This is a genomic window from Ciceribacter sp. RN22, assembly GCF_024054295.1.
Classification (GTDB): Bacteria; Pseudomonadota; Alphaproteobacteria; order Rhizobiales; family Rhizobiaceae; genus Allorhizobium; species Allorhizobium lividum.
Map to the genome: position 1 here is coordinate 793 of NZ_JAMXLD010000034.1, position 20,455 is coordinate 21,247.

Annotated in this window: 16 protein-coding genes and 3 pseudogenes; 9 read left to right on the forward strand and 10 right to left on the reverse strand. The window is 59.0% G+C overall.

The features are described 5' to 3' along the window. Positions 1–432 (forward strand): hypothetical protein (locus tag NHF53_RS23900; protein WP_252836443.1); only part of this gene is annotated, 432 nt, incomplete at its 5' end. A 292-nt stretch (positions 433–724) separates the two neighbouring features. Here NHF53_RS23900 and NHF53_RS23905 read toward each other — a convergent pair. From NHF53_RS23905 to NHF53_RS23915, 3 genes are all read right to left on the reverse strand, one after another. Continuing rightward, positions 725–937 carry a hypothetical protein gene (locus NHF53_RS23905; protein WP_252836208.1) on the reverse strand — a complete coding sequence of 71 codons (213 nt, stop codon included), beginning with the start codon at positions 935–937 and terminating at the stop codon, positions 725–727. Between the two features lie 109 nt (positions 938–1,046). Beyond that, entirely contained in the window at positions 1,047–2,669 is a 1,623-nt protein-coding gene (locus tag NHF53_RS23910) for a recombinase family protein (protein ID WP_252836444.1), read from the reverse strand. Positions 2,670–2,856: 187 nt separating this feature from the next. Next, positions 2,857–3,195: a hypothetical protein gene (locus NHF53_RS23915; RefSeq protein WP_252836445.1), complete on the reverse strand. Its 339-nt coding sequence runs from the start codon at positions 3,193–3,195 to the stop codon at positions 2,857–2,859. A gap of 404 nt (positions 3,196–3,599) precedes the next feature. Between NHF53_RS23915 and NHF53_RS24130 the strand changes: the two genes are divergently transcribed. From NHF53_RS24130 to repC, 3 genes and pseudogenes are all read left to right on the forward strand, one after another. Continuing rightward, positions 3,600–3,725: a hypothetical protein gene (locus NHF53_RS24130; RefSeq protein WP_256481308.1), complete on the forward strand. Its 126-nt coding sequence runs from the start codon at positions 3,600–3,602 to the stop codon at positions 3,723–3,725. Positions 3,726–4,111: 386 nt separating this feature from the next. Next, a complete protein-coding gene (locus tag NHF53_RS23920; RefSeq protein WP_252836446.1) occupies positions 4,112–4,588 on the forward strand; it encodes a phage integrase N-terminal SAM-like domain-containing protein in 477 nt (158 codons plus the stop codon). Between the two features lie 201 nt (positions 4,589–4,789). Further along, positions 4,790–4,993, forward strand: a pseudogene (repC, locus tag NHF53_RS23925) (replication initiation protein RepC); the annotation flags it as partial. Positions 4,994–5,147: 154 nt separating this feature from the next. Here repC and NHF53_RS23930 read toward each other — a convergent pair. Both NHF53_RS23930 and NHF53_RS23935 read right to left on the reverse strand, forming a co-directional pair. Then, positions 5,148–6,908 (reverse strand): cytochrome P450, encoded by a 1,761-nt coding sequence (locus NHF53_RS23930; RefSeq protein WP_252836447.1) that lies wholly within the window; start codon positions 6,906–6,908, stop codon positions 5,148–5,150. Between the two features lie 174 nt (positions 6,909–7,082). Next, complete coding sequence (locus NHF53_RS23935) at positions 7,083–7,712, reverse strand: hypothetical protein (protein ID WP_252836448.1); 630 nt, start codon at positions 7,710–7,712, stop codon at positions 7,083–7,085. Positions 7,713–7,956: 244 nt separating this feature from the next. Here NHF53_RS23935 and istA point away from each other — a divergent pair. From istA to NHF53_RS24365, 3 genes and pseudogenes are all read left to right on the forward strand, one after another. After that, positions 7,957–9,463 (forward strand): annotated as a pseudogene (istA, locus tag NHF53_RS23940) (IS21 family transposase). Then, positions 9,453–10,251 (forward strand): annotated as a pseudogene (gene istB / locus NHF53_RS23945) (IS21-like element helper ATPase IstB). The pseudogenes istA and istB overlap by 11 nt, the downstream one beginning before the upstream one ends. A 95-nt stretch (positions 10,252–10,346) precedes the next feature. Then, positions 10,347–10,505: an SH3 domain-containing protein gene (locus NHF53_RS24365; RefSeq protein WP_374591344.1), complete on the forward strand. Its 159-nt coding sequence runs from the start codon at positions 10,347–10,349 to the stop codon at positions 10,503–10,505. Between the two features lie 68 nt (positions 10,506–10,573). Here NHF53_RS24365 and NHF53_RS23950 read toward each other — a convergent pair whose 3' ends face one another. The 5 genes from NHF53_RS23950 to NHF53_RS23970 all read right to left on the reverse strand — a co-directional run bounded on the left by NHF53_RS23950 (position 10,574) and on the right by NHF53_RS23970 (position 18,717). Then, on the reverse strand, positions 10,574–11,101 hold the full coding sequence (locus tag NHF53_RS23950) for an RES family NAD+ phosphorylase (protein WP_252836449.1): 528 nt from the start codon (positions 11,099–11,101) through the stop codon (positions 10,574–10,576). Beyond that, positions 11,098–11,487, reverse strand: a complete 390-nt coding sequence (locus NHF53_RS23955; protein ID WP_252836450.1) for a hypothetical protein — start codon at positions 11,485–11,487, stop codon at positions 11,098–11,100. Before NHF53_RS23955 ends, NHF53_RS23950 begins: the two co-directional genes overlap by 4 nt. 240 nt (positions 11,488–11,727) lie before the next feature. Next, positions 11,728–14,880, reverse strand: coding sequence for an exodeoxyribonuclease V subunit beta (locus NHF53_RS23960; RefSeq protein WP_252836451.1), 3,153 nt, complete (start codon positions 14,878–14,880; stop codon positions 11,728–11,730). Then, positions 14,880–17,696: a PD-(D/E)XK nuclease family protein gene (locus NHF53_RS23965; RefSeq protein ID WP_252836452.1), complete on the reverse strand. Its 2,817-nt coding sequence runs from the start codon at positions 17,694–17,696 to the stop codon at positions 14,880–14,882. The genes NHF53_RS23960 and NHF53_RS23965 overlap by 1 nt, the downstream gene beginning before the upstream one ends. Before the next feature lie 127 nt (positions 17,697–17,823). Next, a complete protein-coding gene (locus NHF53_RS23970) occupies positions 17,824–18,717 on the reverse strand; it encodes a YafY family protein (RefSeq protein WP_252836453.1) in 894 nt (297 codons plus the stop codon). A gap of 115 nt (positions 18,718–18,832) precedes the next feature. Here NHF53_RS23970 and NHF53_RS23975 point away from each other — a divergent pair, with 115 nt between their 5' ends. Together NHF53_RS23975 and NHF53_RS23980 are read left to right on the forward strand one after the other, a co-directional pair. Beyond that, positions 18,833–19,798 (forward strand): CBASS oligonucleotide cyclase, encoded by a 966-nt coding sequence (locus tag NHF53_RS23975; RefSeq protein WP_252836454.1) that lies wholly within the window; start codon positions 18,833–18,835, stop codon positions 19,796–19,798. A 7-nt stretch (positions 19,799–19,805) separates the two neighbouring features. Then, positions 19,806–20,318, forward strand: coding sequence for a hypothetical protein (locus tag NHF53_RS23980; RefSeq protein WP_065662027.1), 513 nt, complete (start codon positions 19,806–19,808; stop codon positions 20,316–20,318). Positions 20,319–20,455 lie beyond the last annotated feature (137 nt).

A 20,455-nucleotide genomic window follows, 5' to 3' on the forward strand; every position in this document is an offset into this window, starting at 1 on the left:
AGTGGCGATGACAGATTTGTCGGCGCGGCAGTGCATTTCACACCCGACAACCTCGATATCGGTGAAGAGAGAGTGCGGAGTGAAACCGCGAAGGCATATGCCCTCTGCGGGCACGACGCGCGTACCGTGGTCGCAATGATGAAAGCGCTGAACGACAATCATCCCCGCGACTTTGTCCATGCATATCTGCTCTTTATCGGCTCGCGCCTTCGAGGCTCGGGCGTTGCTACCGCACTCCTGGACCATCTTTCGCAAAAGTGGGATGCTGAGGATCTCCCGATGTATGGGGAGGCGACAACTGCAGCAAACCTCGACTTCTCCATCAGACACATCGGCGCTCGAGCGCTTGAACCACGCATCCGCCTCGATACCGGCCAGGAGCTGTTCCCCTTGTTACGCCTCCCTCAAGGTCGCCAGATCTCGCGGGCGTGATCGTTGGTATAGCTGCGCTGGCAATCGGCAGCCGGTGCCGGGGTCGATGCTGAAGGGGCTGTCGACGAGAGTGCGGGGAAGCCGCCGCGGCTCGCGCGGAGGAGAGGAGGGTTTCCCGCAAGGGCCGGTGATCGCCCCTTCTTCTGTGGCGATCGCCGGCACCTTGGAGGTACCGTGGCCCCGTATGCGCACCCGCCGGTGACAGATGGCGAACAATGTTTGTCGAGACATCGGCCATCGCTGGACTGATCGCTGGTGCGATCGGTCCTTCTCGCCGATCGTTTCGGCGGCCTCAGTTCGCCTTCCGAATTGACGACGTCACGACGTCATCCAAAAACGGGACCGGGCCGGTCGCGCTGCTTCGATCCTCGAGGGAAAGAACGATGAGCAGAACGGTACCGACGAGCGGGGCCACCAAGATCAGGAAGTTGAATGGACGGCAGATCCACCGTGAAGAACGGTGTTCGACCCTAAAATCAAATTTGTCGTCCTGATCATCGCTCATGCGGGCCCTCATCTGAAACCTCATGTTTCACGGAGGACAGATAAGCCGTCAGGCTTAACAAGCAGCTAACTGGCTGTGGGCGCGCGGCCAAGCGCCTCGTGGTACCAGTTCAGCATTTGATATCGACCGTCGCACGGTATTGGCGGAAACGCTCTCCCGCTACCACCATTACAGTGCTAAGCACAGCATGCGGTTTCTTCTTCGGAAGGTCCAAAAGATCCGCTATTGCTCCCTTCACGAAAAGCTCGACCTGACCTCGATCCTCGCACGGGTGAACTTCGATTGAGGTCACCAGGGAGCGGATTTCGCTAGCCATCTGCATCGAGTCGTTCGATTGCAACCCGAGTTGCAGCTCCTCGATCTTGGTACGATAGGAGTCGATTGATGCGGGCCGAAGCTCGACTACCTTTGTCGACGCGCGCAGGAAGTCGAGACTGGCGACCAGCCGTGCCTTCTCCGCTTCCAGTTCGCGCAACTTTGCCTTCAGCGAGATCGTCGCTGCTCCGTCGGCGATAGCATCGACAATATTCCGGATCTGCTTGTCCAGCTTGGCGAGTTGCCTCTCGCCTTCGCGCAACTCGCGATCAGCGCCGGCATTCAACCGCTTCTGCTCCGCCTGGTATTCGCGCAGGAACTCCGCGATCGCCTCCGGCGCCAGCAATCGGCGCTTTATCCCCCCGAGAACACGCTGCTCCAGGTCCGGCATGCGAATGGTGCGATTGTTATCGCACGTTCCTTTCTCGCGATGAGCTGCACAAGACAACCGATCCTGAAACTTGACGGTGTAAGCCGCTCCGCAACATCCGCAACGGATCAGGCCCGAGAATATTCGTTTGGGGCGTCTGCGCTCATGGACGCGCGTTCCACCATAGGCCCTCTTCCGAACCTGTACCGCGTCCCAGACATCGTCCGCGATGATACGCAACTGCGGCGCGTCGACCACGTGCCACTGGTCCGGGGGATTGGGCCGCGAAATCCTCTTTCCGGTGTCTGGATCCTTCACCATTTGAAGACGATTAAACACCAGCAATCCGACGTAGGCTTCGTTGTAGAGCATTCCACTGCGGCGCTTCAGATTTCCGTTGATGGTCGACGCAGCCCACTCGCCGCCGAAAGGCGACGGAACTCCATCGCGGTTGAGGGCGGCAGCAATCGTGCGACCGGAACGCCCCGACGCGAACTCGCTGAATATCCGGCGCACCACCTCCGCCTGTTCGGGATCGATCTCGCGAAGCCCCCTGATCGGTTCGCCCCGCTCGTCGAATTTCCGCACCACGCGGTAGCCGTATGACAAGCCACCGGCGGAAAAGCCTTTCGTCACGCGGCCGATCTGGCCACGCCGTATTTTTGCAGCCAGATCTCGGAGAAAGAGCGCGTTCATCGTGCCCTTCAGCCCGACATGCAGCTCATCGATTTGTCCCTCGCTCAACGTCACGATTGTCACACCGGCGAACCGCAGTCGCTTGAACAAGCCCGCTATGTCTTCCTGATCCCTGGACAGTCGGTCGAGCGCCTCCGCGACGACAACCTCGAATTGCCCCGACTGGGCATCGGCGAGAAGCTGCCTGATGCCCGGGCGAAGGAGCATGCTCGCTCCCGATGCCGCGGCATCCGAATATGTTTCGGCGAAGTCCCATCCTTCCCTCAGAACGCGCTCACGGCACAATCGCAATTGGTCCTCGATCGAGGCCTCTCTGGTTATCTGAGGAATAGCGGGCGTAGAGGGCAGCACGAGTCATCGGCATGTCTCCTTGTTGAGTCTCGTCTTCAGCGTTCATGGGCATCCAGCAACGCGCTGTATTTACGTGCGAGACGGGCGCGGGACGCGCCATCACGTCAGCGGCATGCCCTTGAGGGGACGGCTTTGTTCTGGCCGACGTCAGTGGAACGAGGCAAAGGCCTCAGTCGGCTCCGCCGCCTCAGGCGATGGAACCACCCTGCCCCGCCCCGACCTGCGGCTCGGTGATTACCTCGACCACTTCCCGCAAGCGGATGAAATCACCGAGCTTGCCGTCGAGATCGTTGAAAAGGGAGACGAGCGCCTTCGGCGTCAGCGGCACCGTCTCCATGCGGACAATCTTCATGTCCGGCAGCGGGTCGCTACGATCCTTCTCGGCGAGCAATTTCCGGCGAAAGGTCACGACATCCCGCCGCGCCGTATCCTGCGTATCGTAGAAACGGCGGCTGGTCCTCGTAAGGTCGTCGCCGTAGACATAGGTATAGATGCTGCAACTCGATGCCTGCTGTGTGTCCGACATGACGGTTTCCCCTTGTCGCAATGGCGAGGGTCGCGGACGCAGATCGGATAAGGAAACGGGCCTGTCTGCCCTCGTGTCGTTCGATCGGCTTCCTGGGAGCATTCGCGGTTCGCCCCCGCGTCCATGCTCAATGACCCCTGGTGATCGGGGAGTTGGAAAACCGTGTACACACGATCCCCACGGCCTTTAGTTCGGGTGAACCTGTTGCATACGCCGCAGGCTCCCCGACCATAAAGATCAAGGAGAAGTGCCGTTGCAGGTCGACACCAATACCTGTGTACACGGGGTTTCCACGCCCCAAGGCAGCGCGTATCTGCCTCAAGTGGAATCCTAGTCGCAAACGGGAGGGTGGTGCAAGGCGTCTGCTGCATGATCCGACGGTTAGGATCGCTCTCGCGTCAGTCATGGCCTCCACCTGGATCGCGATTCTCACTGACTGGAGCTCGGCACTCGTAATCGTCACGTGCCATCTGGCGACCGATCAGCCGGGCAATGTCGAATACGAGGTGATCGAGTCTCTCGGCGGATGAAACAGCTTCAACGGAAGATCGCGGGACCATTTTGTTATCATGGTCCCGGTTAGCATTGTGGTTTGCGGGTGTCTTGTCCCTTTCCGCTCGATCATCTTCCCGGTCCATGCCGCACCCGCTCTTGCCTCGTGCCGACGATCAAAGACCGTCGAAGCACCCGTAGAAAGGGCTAATTCCCCGTGAGTCGTAGGTCCGGCAAGCGGATGCGAAAAAGACTTGTAGGATGCGGGAAAGACCGAGGTAGAGTTGGGGCCGAAGAACGAACCCGCTGCGCGGGAGGGCCTCTGCGGCTGAGGTAGAGGGCGCAGGCTGGAGATTGCGCCTTAATTGAACGTCGTCCGGCAAGAGCAGAGCATGACGAGCTTCTTCAACAAAGGAGCCTGATCATGCAGTACCCCCGTGTCGACACACCCGTCAGCCCACTGCGCCAGCGGTTGATCGACGACATAAACATGCGGCGTTTCTCACGCGAAATGCATCGCAACTCTCTCCGCGACATTGGACGCCTGGCAACCTTCCTCGGGCGTTCGCCAGACACGGCGACTGCCGACGACCTGCGCCGGTTCCAGATCGCGCAGCAGGAGGACGGCGTTCCCGTTCCGACGATGAACAGCATCGTGTCGGCGCTACGCTTCTTCTTCACCCAGACCCTCGACCGCCCGGACCCGGCGCGCAGGCTCGTCCGGCTGGCGCATCCGCGTAACCTGCCCGTGGTGCTGAGCCGCGACGAGGTTGCCCGGTTACTCAATGCAACCACCTGCCTTAAGCACCAGGCACGCCCCCGGTCTCAACGCTTTAATGGGGTCGTTTGCGAGAGGGGGCGAAATCGATGGGATGGAAGGCTCCCGCTCCGCTGGTGCTAAGATGGCGCGCAGGTGCCACCCTGCCTCATCGGCATCGAGGCTTGCGGAACGGCTCACTATTGGGCCAGCGTATTCGCAAAATTCAAGGGAAAATCGGACAAAAGGCCAGTCGCCCGCCGCGTCGGAGAGATCACAAAACGGGTCCGATCAGGTCTGAAAAATCCCTTGTGACCGGCTTTTACACGTATCCTGAACCTACCCCATCAGGAGGCCTGTGAGGTGATGGGGCCGGAAAATGCCGCGGCGACGATTGCTTGCATCCTGGAGCGGACAGGGCAGATCAACACGGCGGGCGGTTACCTGCGTGACCTGACGGCTAGGGCCCGGCGCTGCGAATTCTCGCTCGGCCCCGTCATCATGGCCCTGATGCGCGCGAACGGCGGGCCGATGATGCGAACGGCGTGACGATCATGCTTTTCGCAGCAACGGCTGAACGATTTGGCCAAAATCCCGGCTTGGAGCCGACTTTTGCGCCACCGCGTGGCCGGGTTCTCCTTCGCCGTTGACAGCCCAGAGCGGTCATCGCGGCGACAGACGACGCTGGGCTGATTCCCTGTTTTCAGGAGTCGGCCGTTTTCGCCGATGTGTTGGAGCGGGGGCGCAGGCGCACTTTCAGGCCCGCCAGAGACATCGCAATTGCGAATTGCTCGCGCACTTCCTCGGCTTTGCTCACTCGTTCCACCTCGAAACTCTTGTACAGCATCGCCAGAACCAACTTCATTTCGAGTAATGCGAGATGGCGCCCGGGACAAATGCGAGCACCCGATCCAAAAGGAGTATGCACCGATGCGTCGTGTACTCCCAAGGTATCGTCGAGCCAGCGCGCGGGCCGAAAAGAGAGAGGGTCGGCAAAGTGCCTTGAATCGCGCGTTCCCGGACGCATAAGTACTGCCAGGCGAGTACCCGCCGCTACGAACAGATCGCCGACGACAGTGTCGACTTTTGCCTCGAGGAACTGGAAGGGAACAACTGGGCGAAGACGCATCGTTTCGTTTACGATGGCGCCGGCCCAGATGAACTTGTTGGCCGTATCGATATCGCCTGCCACATCCGATACTCCCAAGAGCCGATCGGCCTCTCGCCGTAGTTGACTGACGGAGTCGGGGCTATCGCACAGCTGATGCACAGCCCACCCGAGCGTATGCGCCGATGTGTCTTCGCCAACGAGCAGCATCGTCATTAGATTTCCAAAGATTATCTCGTCTGCAAAAGGCCGCCCCTCTTCATCCCGCGCCGACACCATGGCTTCAAGGAAATTGGAGGGTCTCTCGGCTCGTCGAGGCTCGGCAGCCAGACGTGATCGCTCGGCTACCACCAGTTCGCCGAGCCAGGCTCGCAGCTCCGCGATCGCGCGATCTAACCGACAATCTTGCGGGAGCCGGACGAATCTCCATGTCGGGAACAAGGCGAATATGCGTCGATTGAGCGCTGGAAACATGAGCGCAAGCTTGTGCTGAATGACATCCTCCGCGTCTTCGATGGTATTGATGTCGTGGCCGAAGGTGATGAGCGTAGTGACATCCAATGTGAAACGCTTGAGGTCTTCGACTATGTCGACTATCGAACCGAGATCGGCGGCCCTTTCCCAGCGTTTTTTCAGGCGGGTGATGACGGTCTGCAGCTTTGGATACAGCTCGCGAAAGTTTGTCGGAGCAAGCGCTCTCACGGCAAGTTTCCTTTGCGTGCGCCACGCTTCGCCCTCGGCGGTCAGAACCCCCTCAGCTCCCAGCTCGGAGAATATGGGGGCCATTTGAGATGCGCGCGTGAATCTCTCCGGCCGCGCTCGGAGGACCTGTTCACACCATTTTGGGTCAGAGAGCACAATGACTGGCTTGGGACCTATCCGAAACAGATATGCTGGCCCATATTTGTCGGCCCAGCGTTCGAGCGTGAGATGAAGCGTCGACGCGTCAAGCTCATGGGCATTGCCTAAAACCGGCAACCCTCTTGGACCTGGAAGGCTCTTCAATGTGCGCACTGCATCGACGCGATGACGCGCACCGAATAATCCCAACGCCTCGATGTAGAGATCGCGATCTTTCTCGACGATTGGATAAGACGTGAGGCACTGAGGCCCGCCTTCCCGCTCCCCAGACTCGGTACTGAAGCGCCAGCCGTGGTTTCGACAAACCAGCCTGCCTGCAGTGATTTCGCCTTCTCCCAGAAGAGCTCCCTGGTGTGGACAGCGCCCTTGAAAGGCTCGGAACCCAGCCTGTGTCCGCACCACCACGACGTCGAATCCATTAACTGACAGTGTGTGCGGGCCGTCACCGTGCAGTTGGTCCAAAGAAGCAAGACGTATCAGTGAGGCTGTTGTCACGAGCGGATCTCCAAGTGGCTGAGGTTCACACCTGCATGAATGCCACAAAAGGTAGTATCGTAAGGCTCTGCGCCTGCCAGAGTGTTCGACAGCCTGCCCGCTGCACGCTCTCGATCAGGAGACCGCCGCCGGCATTGGCGATCACTGACCCGGCTGGGAAATCTTCGCCACCCGTCAGGATGCTTGCGAAGCTCGGCGGCTTTGAGGAAGACGTAACAGGGGAAACAGCTCCAATCCGTTGTCGAGACGGATCCGCGGCTCTAGCGGCCGAGCGTCCATATGGTCCACGGAAAAGTTGAGATTCTTCAGAGTCGTCGCCGCGCCATACATTGGGAGATTCTCGGCATCCCACCTTTGCGCAAGATGGTCTACGAGCGCGGTGGCAACTCCTGAGCCACGAGCAAGACGCGAGCCGATAAATAGCAGATAAGCGTGGACAAGGTCTCTCGGATGATTTTCGTTCAAGGCTTTCATCATCGCGACCACTGTGTGCGCGTCATCTCCACACAGTGAAAATACTTTCTCAGCGTCATGCCGCAGTTTTTCTTCGCTGAGGTCCAGGTTTTCAGGGGTGAAATGCACTGCCGCCCCCACATACCAGTCGAAATCATCGCCCGCAATCAGGGTATGCCCGGATTCTGCGTAAATAGAAAAGTAAACCGGGAGAAACCGGGCGCGGCGCGACTTGTCGGGAAACATATATTCGACGAACGGGTCTTCGAAGAAGGCGTCGGCGAGCGTGTCGCACACTTTGGAGAACTCATTCTCTGTGCCGACCCGCACCTCAATGCTATTTCTATTCATCTTTGTCGCTCTTTGGACGGATACCTGCTGAAGTTCACAACATCTCAGATGCGGCTTCTTCCGTCTTTCACCAAGGGCGCATATTTGTCAGAATCGGACTAGAAAAGAGTTCAAAGATAGCAATAGGTCCTTTCTGTTGATTTCCACTGAGAGCTGACCCGGCGCAGCGCGATATTTCCATTGAGAATTGACCCATGTTTCAACCGTCCCTCGCATGTTTTCAGGGGGCTCTAGAGTGATCGACATGGCGTTACTGAGCGTAATCCGACGCTGGCATTTTCGAGAGCATCTATCGATCCGGAAGATTTGCCGCAGGACCGGCTTATCCCGGAATACCATCCGCAAATATCTGCGCTCCGGCGGCGTGGAGCCGAAGTTCAACGTGCCGGAGAGGCCGAGCAAACTTGATCCGTTTGCAGATCGGTTATCGGCCTGACTGAAGACGGAGTCGAAGAAGGGCCGCAAGCAGAAGCGGACTATCAAGCAGCTACACGCTGATCTTGTCAGCCTCGGCTACGAGGGCTAGAATCGCGTGGCGGCATTTGCGCGAGAATGGCGCGATGATCGTCATAGAGAATTACAGACGATGGGCCGCTGGACATTTGTGCCCCTGGCGTCCGAACCAGCCGAAGCCTTTCAGTTCGACCGGTCGGAAGATTGGGCAATCATCGGCAATGAGCGCACCAAGCTGCAGATCGCCCACACGAAGCTGAGCTACTCCAGGGCCTTCAACGTCCGGGCATATCTCCTGCAGACGCACGAAATGCTGTTCGATGCCCATTACCATGCCTTCCGCGTCTTCGGTGGCATCCCTAGCCGCGGCATCTACGACAACATGCGCACGGCAATCGACAAGGTCGGCTGTGACAAAGAGCGCGACGTCAACGTCCGCTTTATGGCAATGGCCAGCCACTACGGGTTCAAGCCCGAGTTCTGCAATCCGGCTTACGGCTCAGAGAAGGGACAGGTCGAGAAGAGCGTGCAGGATGCGCGTCATCGCTTCTTTCCCCCGACCTCGCGCTTCCCATCACTGGAGGCCCTGAACGATTGGCTCGAGGAGCGTTGCAAGGAGTTCTGGGCCAAGACACCCCACGGTCAGTTGCGTGGCACTATTGCCGACATCTGGGCCGAGGAAGTCCCAGCTCTCATGCCGCTCTCCAGGCCGTTCGACGGGTTCGTCGAATATACGACGCGGGTCACGCCCACCTGCCTCGTGCATCTGGAGCGCAATCGCTACAGCGTTCCGACGTCCTTTGCCAATCGACCGGTGAGCCTCCGGGTCTATCCGGATCGTCTCGTGGTCGCCGCAGAAGGTCAGATCGTCTGCGAGCACCGTCGCGTCGCGGCCAGGACAGACCATCTATGACTGGCGTCACACTCTGGATGTGGTGCAGCGTAAGCGCGGTGCTCTTCGCAACGGCGCACCGTTCGCCGAGCTTCCCGATGCATTCCGGACCTTGCAACAACATCTGCTCAAGAAGCCAGGTGGCAACCGCGAGATGGTCGATATCCTGGCACTTGTTCTCCAGCACGACGAACAGGCAGTGCTCTCGGCCGTCGACATGGCGCTGAAGTCCGGCGTCCCGACCAAGACGCATGTGTTGAACCTGCTGCATTGTCTCGTTGACGGCAAATCCTTCACGCCGCCGACCCTTGACGCACCGCAGGCACTGACGCTCACCAATGAGCCCAAGGCCAATGTCGAACGATACGATACCTTGAGAAAGACGGAGGTTCACCATGCGTCATAATCCGGCAAGCGGCGCGATCGTCATCATGCTGCGGCAGTTGAAGATGCATGGCATGGCCACGCCGTCGCTGATCTGACTGAGCAGGGGTCGCCGGCGTTCGAGGCTGCCATTCCGATCCTATCCCAGCTTCTCAAGGCGGAGACAGCGGAACGAGAGGTCCGATCCACTGCATACCAGCTCAAGACAGCACGCTTTCCGGCGTACTGTGATCTGAAGGGCTTCGACTTCGCAAGCAGCGAGATCAACGAGGCTCTCGTGCAACAATTCCACCGCTGCGATTTCCTCGACGACGCCAACAACATCGTTCTGGTCGGCGATCCCGGCACGGGCAAGACGCACATTGCCACTGCGCTCGGTGTCCACGCCATCGAGCATCACCATAAGCGGGTGCGGTTCTTCTCGACGGTTGAACTGGTCAACGCGCTCGAGCAAGAGGAGGCACAAGGCAAGTCGGGACAGATCGCCAATCGGCTCGTCCATTCCGATCTCGTCATTCTCCACGAGGTGGGATACCTGCCATTCAGCGCATTGCTCTTCCATCTGCTCAGCAAACTCTACGAACGCACCAGCGTTATCATCACCACCAACCTCAGCTTTAGTGAATGGGCCAGCGTGTTCGGCGTCGCCAAGATGACCACCGCGCTGCTCGACCGGCTTACCCACCACGGCCACATCCTGGAAACCGGAAACGGCAGCTTCCCTTCAAGAGCAGCTCGGCGCATGAGCCGAAAACAACGAAGGAGAAACGCAGGAACTTGACCACCACGGCCAACACAAACGATACCTAAAGGCGGGTCACTTCTCGGTGGAAACGCCGGGCCAGCTCTCAGTGGAAATCAACACTCCGAAAGCCGAAAGCGCGAAAACAACTACTAATCTCAACATGCGAGAAGGGCCAGGCCCGCAATATGTGCTCGTGGAAACGCTTGCGACCGGTGTGTCGGTTGTAATCATTGGGACGGAGGCCGGATGGGTGCATATTCGGGTGAAGGAGTCAGGCCACGAGGGATGGGTGAATCCTCGGTATCTGGTACAAAACTGATAGCTTCGCGATCTCCGTCATTGCTGGAGCTGATCCCCGCGACACGGCAGTCTATTGAAAATGTGCTGCTACCGCAGCCAAGACGATTGATCGCGCGGCAACCGGTTATCTGGATCGTGAACATGTACTTCATCGCCCGCAACGAGGTTGGCAGTGAAAATCACCAGATTGGTTCCACCGGCGTGTCGTAGCGACGGGAAGAGAAGTCCCCGAAAGCCGGCTGAGATAACCTCGTCGGCCAGCTTCCAGGAGGGAGGCACTTTCTTGTCGATACGGGCGATCTTTCGCCACGCACAGTTCCATTGAGCCCAAGCAGCGTCCCAATCAAGCGGATCGAAGCCTTCCGACAGATCGGCGACATCGCTGAGCGTGACCTTGTAGGCGGCAAGAGTAGCCGGCGGTGTGATGCTCGCGCCCTGTCGATATTCTTCAAGGGCGGTCTGTGGCGCAACGGAGAGATAGAGAGCTTCCACGCCGGGGCGATTGAAACGTCCGCCATCTACGGCGGCACCGGCCCCGCTGGTCGGGAGAAACGCCCATTTCGGTGTCAGATAGCGATGAAAGACCGCGTCCGGGCCGATGCGGATGATCTTCACCCGCGCGCTCCGTTCTCCAGGTCCCGGATATACGCGAGGACAGCCTCGACCTCACCATCCGCAACAAGCTCTGCGGCCGTGCGATGACCATAATCGGCAATCGGTTCATTCCGATACCAGTAGATTGCCTTCTGGAGATCGCCGGTCAACTCGGCGGCCGCTGAGATCGCCTTTATCATTTCCCGCATCCTGCCCTGCAGGCGCTCGGAGGAGGGATTGCGCAGGGTGTTGCGATGAACGCCGGTCAATTCTGCAAGATTCGCGACCTTGACGCCGAGCGCCTTCGACAGGCGAGACGGCGAGATATAGGGCGTGCGCGGCTCCTGAAGGCTATCGACAAAGCCGGAAACAACTGCATAGGAATGTGCTGCCTGAGCCTGTGCCATAGCTACTCTCCACTCATCTCAAAGCACAATATATGCACATTTTTGCGCACATCAAGTCCTTTCGAAAGCGCCGTCCCTTTGGTTGATAAAAGACGGCGTACGATTTCGATCCGCTCTTGTTGCGCCTCCACTTTGCCGAACCAATGCCCGCACCGTCGTCGGCGGCCACAGCTCCCCTCCGATGATCACTGCAACCATGGAATCGTCGGATGTGCCCGTGACGCGGACGTTGCTTACGTCTCAAGCGTCCGTTGGAGCGAGGCGAAACAGCGCTCCGACGATGGGCATATGGATCCAGAGTTCGGAGCAGCTTCGTCCAGTGATTGTTTCTACCGCGCCTGCATAGGCAGCAAGTTGTGGCGCGTGGCCAAGAGCCCGATCTTCCCAGAGCTCGAAACGGCCGGGAAAACTTTTGTGGTCAACAATAGCAAAATCAATCCCCGTTTCGACCAACATGTCGATGCGGCCCTTAAGAATCTGATCGACTGCGGGTGCCGTGACAGGCACTTCAGCAATGCCGCTGCCCGCAGGCCATCGGCCGCGGCGCCAGGTGGCTAGGCGATCACTGGCGATAAGCGCATCATCCGCTTTGAAGCCAATGACGTTCCAACGCGTCAGGATAGACGACGCATCGGCCAACCGCTGGTCTCGGTCGCGGTCCGGATCATCATAGCCGATGATGGAATGAAGGGCTTCGCCCAGCGCCGTGATATCGGCGATCCCGTCGATCGGTAGCCTTCCGCCGAGATCGACCCTTTCGACGACCCTCCAGTTTCCGCCTTCCGCATCGCTTGGTTTCAGGAACAGGGGCGGACGGACCTGTGGCTCGGTCATTCGAGTTCGAACGAAGGTGGGCGGCCTATCACGCTCCGTTACCACACCAGTCATCGCAAGCGCCTTCACATCGACTGTGAAATTCTGGTTCCCTATCCCAAGCTGGTTATCGTCGCTTTGAGGAGGAACGACATGCGCTGCAGCCTCCGGCGCATTGAGCAGGCTCAGCCAATTGAGAGGGCCTTTCGCCGGTGGGGCAAAGATCAGATAGTCGCGGGCTCGAGTGGCGCCAACGTAGAGAAGCCTTGTGTCTTCCTCGACAGCGCGTTGCAATGCGCGCCGGCCTGTCTCCGAGTTGGCAACCTCTACATCGATCGTACTGCCTTTTCCGCTCTGACCATAAGGCCATGGCCAGAAACGAATCCACCGCTTTGCCAGCGGGTCGCGCCAATCGAGATCGCCGGTCGTCTCAGCGACCGGCTCGAACAACCGTGCCTTCGATTCCCAGGAAAGGCCGGTCAGGACCGTCAAAGGCCATTCGAGGCCCTTGGATCCGTGATAGGTCATGACCTGGATCGCATCACTGGCAAGGCTCGGGGGCCGCTTCGGCTCGGCACCGTCAAGCGCAAGCAGAAGTCCCTGCAGTGTCGCCGGCGAGCCGGATGCCACGCACTCCTCCTCATAGGCACGCGAGAAGCCGCGCAAGGCCTCGAGGTCGTCGAAGCGCATCGCGGTATCGCCCCAGCTCTCGATATGGCTCAACAGTGCTGGCAAGGCGAGGACGGCGTCAACTAGTTCGGCCGGCGTGAAATTGAGCAATTGACCCGCGAGCCTATCGAGTGCATCCGATATCGGCACTTCCGCCCGCAGCGCTGCGTCGGCATCGTCAGAGGTTGCAGCCCGCAGCCACGAGTCGGAGCTGGCATCATCAGCAAAGAAGCGGACAAGTTCGGCAAGTGCCAGGCGATCTGTCGCGTCCGCGACCCGGCGACAAGCAGCGAGCACGAATTCGACATGCGGCGTGCGCGCGAGCCCAGACCGTTCGACTGCCACCGGAAGACCGGCACGGCTGAGGGCGGCGGCAAAGCGTCCGACATCAGTATTGGAACGGCAGAGAATGGCGATGTCGCCTGGCGTGATTGGCCTGTGATCGTGCTTGTCGTCTTCGACAAGCCAGTTGTCGGCTTCGGCCAGACATTGCCGCATACCTTCCGCAAGGGCCTGTGCCTGTTCGTCGACTTTGCCGATCAGCCACCACCAGCCGGCCGAGGGCCTATCGAAGCCTGCATCCGACCGCGCCGCGTCCGAAAACGCGTGCTGCGCCGCCGGCAGTCCCATCCGTTCGAAGACCGGCGTAAACATCGCATTGAAGAGATCGACCAGGCTTTTGCGGCTTCGCCATGATTTGGACAGGACCGGATTGTCCTCGGGCTTTCCGCCAGCGCCGAGAAACGCAGCCTGGGTCAGCTCGGTGTCGGCGCCGCGAAAGCCGTAGATGGCCTGCTTCGGATCACCAACCCATGTGCTCTCATCGACCAGCTCCCCAAGAAGCGTGAACACGGCAAGCTGCAAGGGACTCGAGTCCTGGAACTCATCGACGAAGACACGGCTGACACGTTCCTTGAGCCTTGCGGCCAAGTGAGGTGTCTTGAGGATCTCCAACGCGAGAGCTTCCTGATCCGTAAAATCCAATAGCCCCCGCTCGGCCTTCCAATCTTGGTAAGCGGTCAACGCCTCGGCGGCGCAATTAAACGTCTCGGTGATGAACTGCTCGCATTCGGACCGGAGCCGCGGATGCTCGCTGTGCCGTCCCGCCGCGGCGATAAGACGGGTCAACGCCTGATTATAAGGTTGCCCATCCTTGGTGGGCGCGCATTTTACCTTGGTCAAACGCGCCCAAGTCGACCAGCTCAACGTTTCGCCGCGCAAAATACGTTCACGCGCCGCTCTGATCGTCTCGACTGAATCCGCTCCCGTGCTGCTCACGACTGCGGGCCTCATGTCGACGGCGTCGTTCAAGGCACTGGCCAATGCGGCATCCAGATCCGCGCCGTCTGGCGCCGGAGGCGGAAAGCATGCCAGAAAAGTCTCGATTGATCGCTGCGCCGACGAGGCTAACTGGTCAGCCTCAATTCCGTTTGCTCGTGCGAGGGTCGCGATACTGCGCACCGTTCGTCGCCAGTCAGCTGGTTCTCCCGTGCCCGGTGCACGAGGATCATTGTAGCCGAAGTGGTCGGCGAGCTCGTTCAGGATCTCGGCACGTGCCGCAATTGCCGCATCCGCGGCCACGCTGAACACCAGCGACATGTTGGATTCGCCGATGACATTGGTCGACGGCGAGCGCCCCAGGTCGATGGCAAATTCGTTGACGATCTGGCTACAGACCGCGTTGACAGTGCCGAAGCGCGCACCCAGCAACTGGGCAGCGGCGTCCGCCCTGCCTTGCTCGAACAGTTTGGCGCGGGCGCGTTCGACAAGTTCATCTGCCGCCTTGATCGTGAAGGTCGTCGCAAGGATCTTTTCGGGCGTGCGCACCAGGACCTCGCCGGCGATGTCATTGACGATCCTTGTCGTCTTTCCAGCGCCGGCGGCAGCGGTAATGGTCGTCAGTCGCGACATCAAACAAGCTCCTCGTAGACGCGACAGAGGCCGCGCAAATTGCAGAACCGGCAGGGCTCTTTCACTGCTTCAACGGTAAGTCCAGCGGGTCGCAGATCACCTGTATCGGGGAAACCGGCTGCAATCAGAGTCCCATTCGTCGCAAGATCGTGCCAGAGACCCCAATCGTTTGTCACATGGCCAAGCGTGGCGAGGTCATCGATATCGGCTTCGATCGGGCTGTCAGTCAGGATGGAGCCCGGACCGGCAACGAGGCGTCGCTGGCGCAGCAGGAAATAGCCGCCAGGAGCACCTGTACCATCGCCCGCTGAGAGCCCGCGATAGACGGCTAGCTGGATGGCCCGTCCGGACGCGACTTCCTCCCTATATCGCCGTTCGGAGCGGGTCCATTTGAGGTCGAGAACTGCGATCCGGTCGCCGCGACGAACCAGGAGGTCGAGCCTACCTTGAAGCAGCAGCAGCCCCTGGATACCTTCCCGATCGAGTTCCGAACCGACGATCTCCAAACCTTGACCATGGAGCAGGCGTACAAGCGCCTCCAAGGCACGTGGCACCATTTCGCGAGCAGCCGCGAGTTCTCCGGCATGTTCCGGCTGGAGGAGCGGAGCTGCGATCTCGGGAAGCAGGCTTTCGAAATACCTGATTACTTCCATCCTGATATTGGCTTCGGCCGGTGGTGCGCCCGGAAGGAGCAGCCGGCGGGCAATCTCGTGGGCGAGATTTCCGAAGAGCTGGTCGGTCCCAGGAATTTCGGCGAAACGCCCCGGTCGAAGATTGAGAATATCCTGGGCGAACCAGCTCAATTGACAGTTCAACATCCGTGTCAACGAAGTCGCGCTCTCACGACGGGTGTCGGCAAGGCGTGTCGTTCCCGGCGGTATCGTCCAGACCGGAACCCCTGCTGGCGGCTGCACTCGCCTTTCAACAAGCTGGCGAGGAAGTATCCTGCCGGCGAGCATGGTATCGGGTTCACGCAGCAGCCGTTCCGCCTTGAAGGTGATCGCCGCCCCGCTTTCTTTCAGCAGAGGCCGCAAACGGTGCGCCATGGGATGAAGGGTTGTCTGCGCGTCGCGCGCAAGCGCTGGACGCACGAGAATGACGTTTCCATGAGCACGCCAGATGACGCCGCTATGGGCGGCCTCGATCCGACGCGCAATCGCTGGCGAAGCATCGATCTCCACTCCATTCGCAACGAGCGCTTCACGCTCGGCATTGTCCCACGGTGTGATGGCAATCTTCTCGCCAGGACCGACAAAGTTCCACCAGATGACGCGCTGGGCCGAGGACCACAACGCTCCCGGCGCCTTGACGGCACGAACAGCGCCAGCTTCCGCGAAGTGGTCCGGATTGGGAACGCCCTCCGACAGGACTTGCAAGACAACCCGCTCGAGAAGGAGGGCGGGAATGACCGAAAGCTCCAGGCGGCTCAGGGCGTCAGACACAGCGGCTGCAGCATTCGAAACTGCCATCAGCAAGCGGTCGCCCTCGCCACCGTCCGAACGCATCGCCCAAGCGGCCACTCTCCCGCAGATCGCCATCGCCTCCGACAGTGGCATCCCCTCGCCTCTCGCAAAGCGCCCGACCTCCGTCCATGCGCGCCATTCCGCAAGCGTCGTATCGGTTTTCCGGCGCGCTGTATCCGCGTCGGATCGCGTATTGATTTCGAGCAGGCGATCCTCGATTTCGCCCCATGCTTCTCGCCAGACGCGGCCACCGACACCCGGCTCTTCGCTGAGAGCACGAGCAAGCCGACGCGCCACCCAGGCCGCAACAGGAGGCCGCGGAAGGAGGAAGAGGTTCAAAAGCACGCGTGGGTCGAATGGCTGCCACGCGGCAGCAAAAGCCAGAGGAAGAACCTGCAGTGCTCCTCGCCAGGGTGATGAGGCGGAGAGCCCGAGGGCTGGAATGCCCCTCGCCCGCAAAGCATGGTCCAGGAGCGCTGTATCGCCGTCGGAAGCGAGAATGACTGTTCCGTGGAGGTCCTCCGACGGCACAGAAGCTAACCAGTCGGCAATCGTTTCAGCTGCCATGAGTTCCGTATCGGCTTCCACCATTGTAAAAGTGCCGTCGCCGGCTAGTGGCTGGACGGGCTCCCCTGACAAAACCCGCTGCACTATTCGCAAGTCGGAGCCCTCTGGCGCCAGTTCGGGCTGCTCATGTTGGAAGATGGTGACCCCGACGGATTCGAGAGCGTCAACGACGCGTGCCCACAGCGGCGGCAAAAGATCCCGCCGGTCTGCCAAACCGAGTTGATGAATTCTCAGGCCAGGCCTTGTCTTGAGGACGTGGAGCAAAGCTATGGCGCGGTCTTCCAAGCCCGCCGGCAATGTTGGCTCGACGGCCTCTGCGGCAGCGAGATCGTCTAGGCGAGTGCTGCCGATGGCGGTACCGTGCCAGCCACTGCCCACCAGCGTATCGCGCCAGTCAAGGAGGGTGGCGGCCGTAGACCAGGGATCTCTCGCAAATGACGAGGCCCAGAAACGATCGCCACCGCAAGCACGAAGCTTTGCCAGATAAGTCGAAATGCGCACTGCCTTCGAAATGCTCGGCGCTAGCATTCCTAGCTGGGTCTCGAGAGTTTGAACCAAACCCAAAGGTCCAAGTACGTCCTTATCGAGGTCTCCGGACGCGTCGTGAGCGTCGGGATAAACTCGACCATCTGCTGCCAAGCTGAAGATGAGATGCATGTCCTGCCCCTGATTCTCCCCTACTCCAGATTGCACAAACCGGGCCTTCCATGCGAGATCTGTCGCAGTCTGAAACAACAGAAGTTTAGCATTGGAAATCCGGCTCGTATGGTGGAAGCGCTCGATCAACGTTCGACTAAATGGTACGAGGTGCTGACTCCTACAGACAAAATCTACAATTTCGTTCAGGAGGCAGGGTTGCCGCGGCTTGTCCTACACCGCGACGGCATAGGTCCATCGGCTCGCGGAACAATGCTCATTTCCGATTTATCCGGTCAACGATTCGCCGCTTTGACTCAGCTCTCGCCGCTCGGATATCACTCTGAACGGCCTCAAGGTTATGTAAGCAAATCTGTGCCCTTGCCGGAGGCAGATCGGCAAGATCCAGGTTCATCCGCATAATAAAGTAATATGCCATAGATAGCCGCACGTCGATTATCCGCCGACCGTCGGTCATCGCGTAGTCTCGTTCGATAGCAAGGGATTGCTCTTCGGTCAGGCCGGGGTGCGGCCGAAGATCCAGCGATACTATTGTGTTCCACTCCAGGTCGTCCTCGGGATCGAAATCCGCTGGTGCACCTGGTTTGATCTGATCAATACGCGTCAGAACGAAGTCTCGAAAATCGTCACGATCACACGCCCAGGCGCGAACGTGCCATCGGTAGCCATCAAAGGCGAGCGCGTGAGGAGCAATCTCCCTGGTCCGTGAATTGGTCAGAGATTGATACCGGACCTCGATGGAATGCTTAGAGCGAATAGCGGCAAGAATCGTACGCAAGCAATCCGGATCCACATGTCGCACAATATCAGGCGCCATATCGATAGTTGGCAGATCTCGGAACCAGACCTCCCTTCTTGGAAGAGCGCCCGTCAGCAATGCCCGCAATTGCAGCAGGAGCCGGTCAGCGGAAACTCTGAGGAAAGAGGGCTTGATATTGCCCGTAGGTTTGAAAGTTTTTTCAGTTGCGTCATAGGCGATATTGTCGCCAGCCAATTCCCGATAGCGTCGAAGGTCAATCGACGCTTGTGGCGTCGATATCTGAAACATCTCTTCCAGATCGCTTCGGTTGAGTGCCCCCTCCCAAAATAGCTTCCATTCCATGAACTCGAAGCGTTGATTTTGTGTCCAAGGGCGCTTCTCATCGGTCATGCATATAATTCCTTGACGGGTGTAGATTTTATACCCATATAGTTCCTATCGGTATATTTGAGGAATCTAGTATCTTGGCTTTGAAGTCAAGGGTTCACCGTTTTTGGAGATGGGCATGAGCCGCGAGCATGTAGGGCATCGTGAGATATTAAGCTTTGCAGAGGAGCGCGTGAATCTTCCGCAGGACAAGGCGCAAGAATATCGCGCCCAGGCGCGGCGACTGCGGGAGAAGCTCGAGTCCTATCTCGACGAGCACTCCGATTTCACCCTTCGCAAGATGATGCTCTCGGGCAGTCTGGCAAAGGGAACAGCTTTGCGCTCGCTCAACGACATAGATGTTGCCTGTTACATTAGTGGCGCGGACGCGCCACAATCTGTAAGCGCCCTGCTGACCTATCTCGCCGAGCGGCTGCGCAAGGCCTTTCCGAACTTTGCGGCTGATCAAGTCACCCCTCAGACCTACTCGGTGACCGTCTCCTTCCGCGGCTCCGGATTGGACGTGGATGTCGTCCCGATCCTCTACAACGGTGATCCGCAATGGTATGGAAATCTGGTCAGCCAGGATGACGGGTCATTCCTGAAGACGAGTATCCCACTTCACCTTGAATTTGCCGGCAAACGAAAGAAGTCGCAAGAGAAGCATTTTGCTCAAGTCGTGCGGCTCGTAAAATTTTGGGCACGCCGCCAGAAACAGGAACGCGACGGCTTCCGGTTCAAATCGTTCATGATCGAGCTGATCATGGCCAAGCTTTGCGATGAGGGTCTCGACCTCTCTGACTATCCGGAAGCGCTGCAGCACTTCTTCACCTGTATCGCAACGAGTGGCCTTAAGGACCGGATCGCTTTCTCCGATTATTATCCGCTCTCCAGCATCGGCGCATTCTCAGAGCCAATGAAGATCATCGATCCCGTGAACGCTCTGAACAATGTCTCGCGCCTCTACACAGTCGCCAATATGGATGACATCGTCGAAGCTGCCCTCGATGCAGGAGACGCTATCGATGCCGCATTGGCAGCCCCCAGCAAGCAGTTGACCGTCGGCTACTGGCAGAAGGTCTTCGGTTCCACGTTCCAGGTATGAGGCCGCGATGTCCAGCTACAGCTACACCGAGAGCGCGACATTTACGATTACACATGCTCGCCACATGGCAGCCAAGATTGCAACTGACCTTAAGCGTATTCAACGCCTCTACGGCAAGCCGACCGATCAGACCATTGCCGACTATGAGGCTGAAGCCGTTGCGATGATGAAAGCGGGTTATCTGTCTTCTGTGACCTATGGGTTCAAGCGCGACGGTTCCTGGATCGAGCCGACATTGAAGTACACCGCACGTGATCTCGCCAATAGTACCGCGAATGACGACGATCCCGGTAAAATCCGTCCCGGAAAAGATGTTTCCGGCGCGTCATTTACAAGTTTCCTGGCCTATTCGGATGCGTATTTCGCTTTGCCGCAAAGCGACCGGAATTCGTTCAACAATGGCCTCCCCTTCCAACGGACCACAGGGACAGAGCCGCCGGTAAGCGGTTATTTCGCCTCCGACCATACCTACTCAGCCGGAGGTCGAGCGCTCGACCGCTCGTGCGTAAGGAGCTACTGATGCAGAACATGCCTGGATTGGACGAGCTCTTTGAGCGCCGTGAGAGCGGCGGTGCAAAATTAGACCACGGTAGCGGCGGGATTGTCCTGCTGCGGGCGGCGTAAAAGTCGGCCACCTATTTACCCTTCTGCGACGAC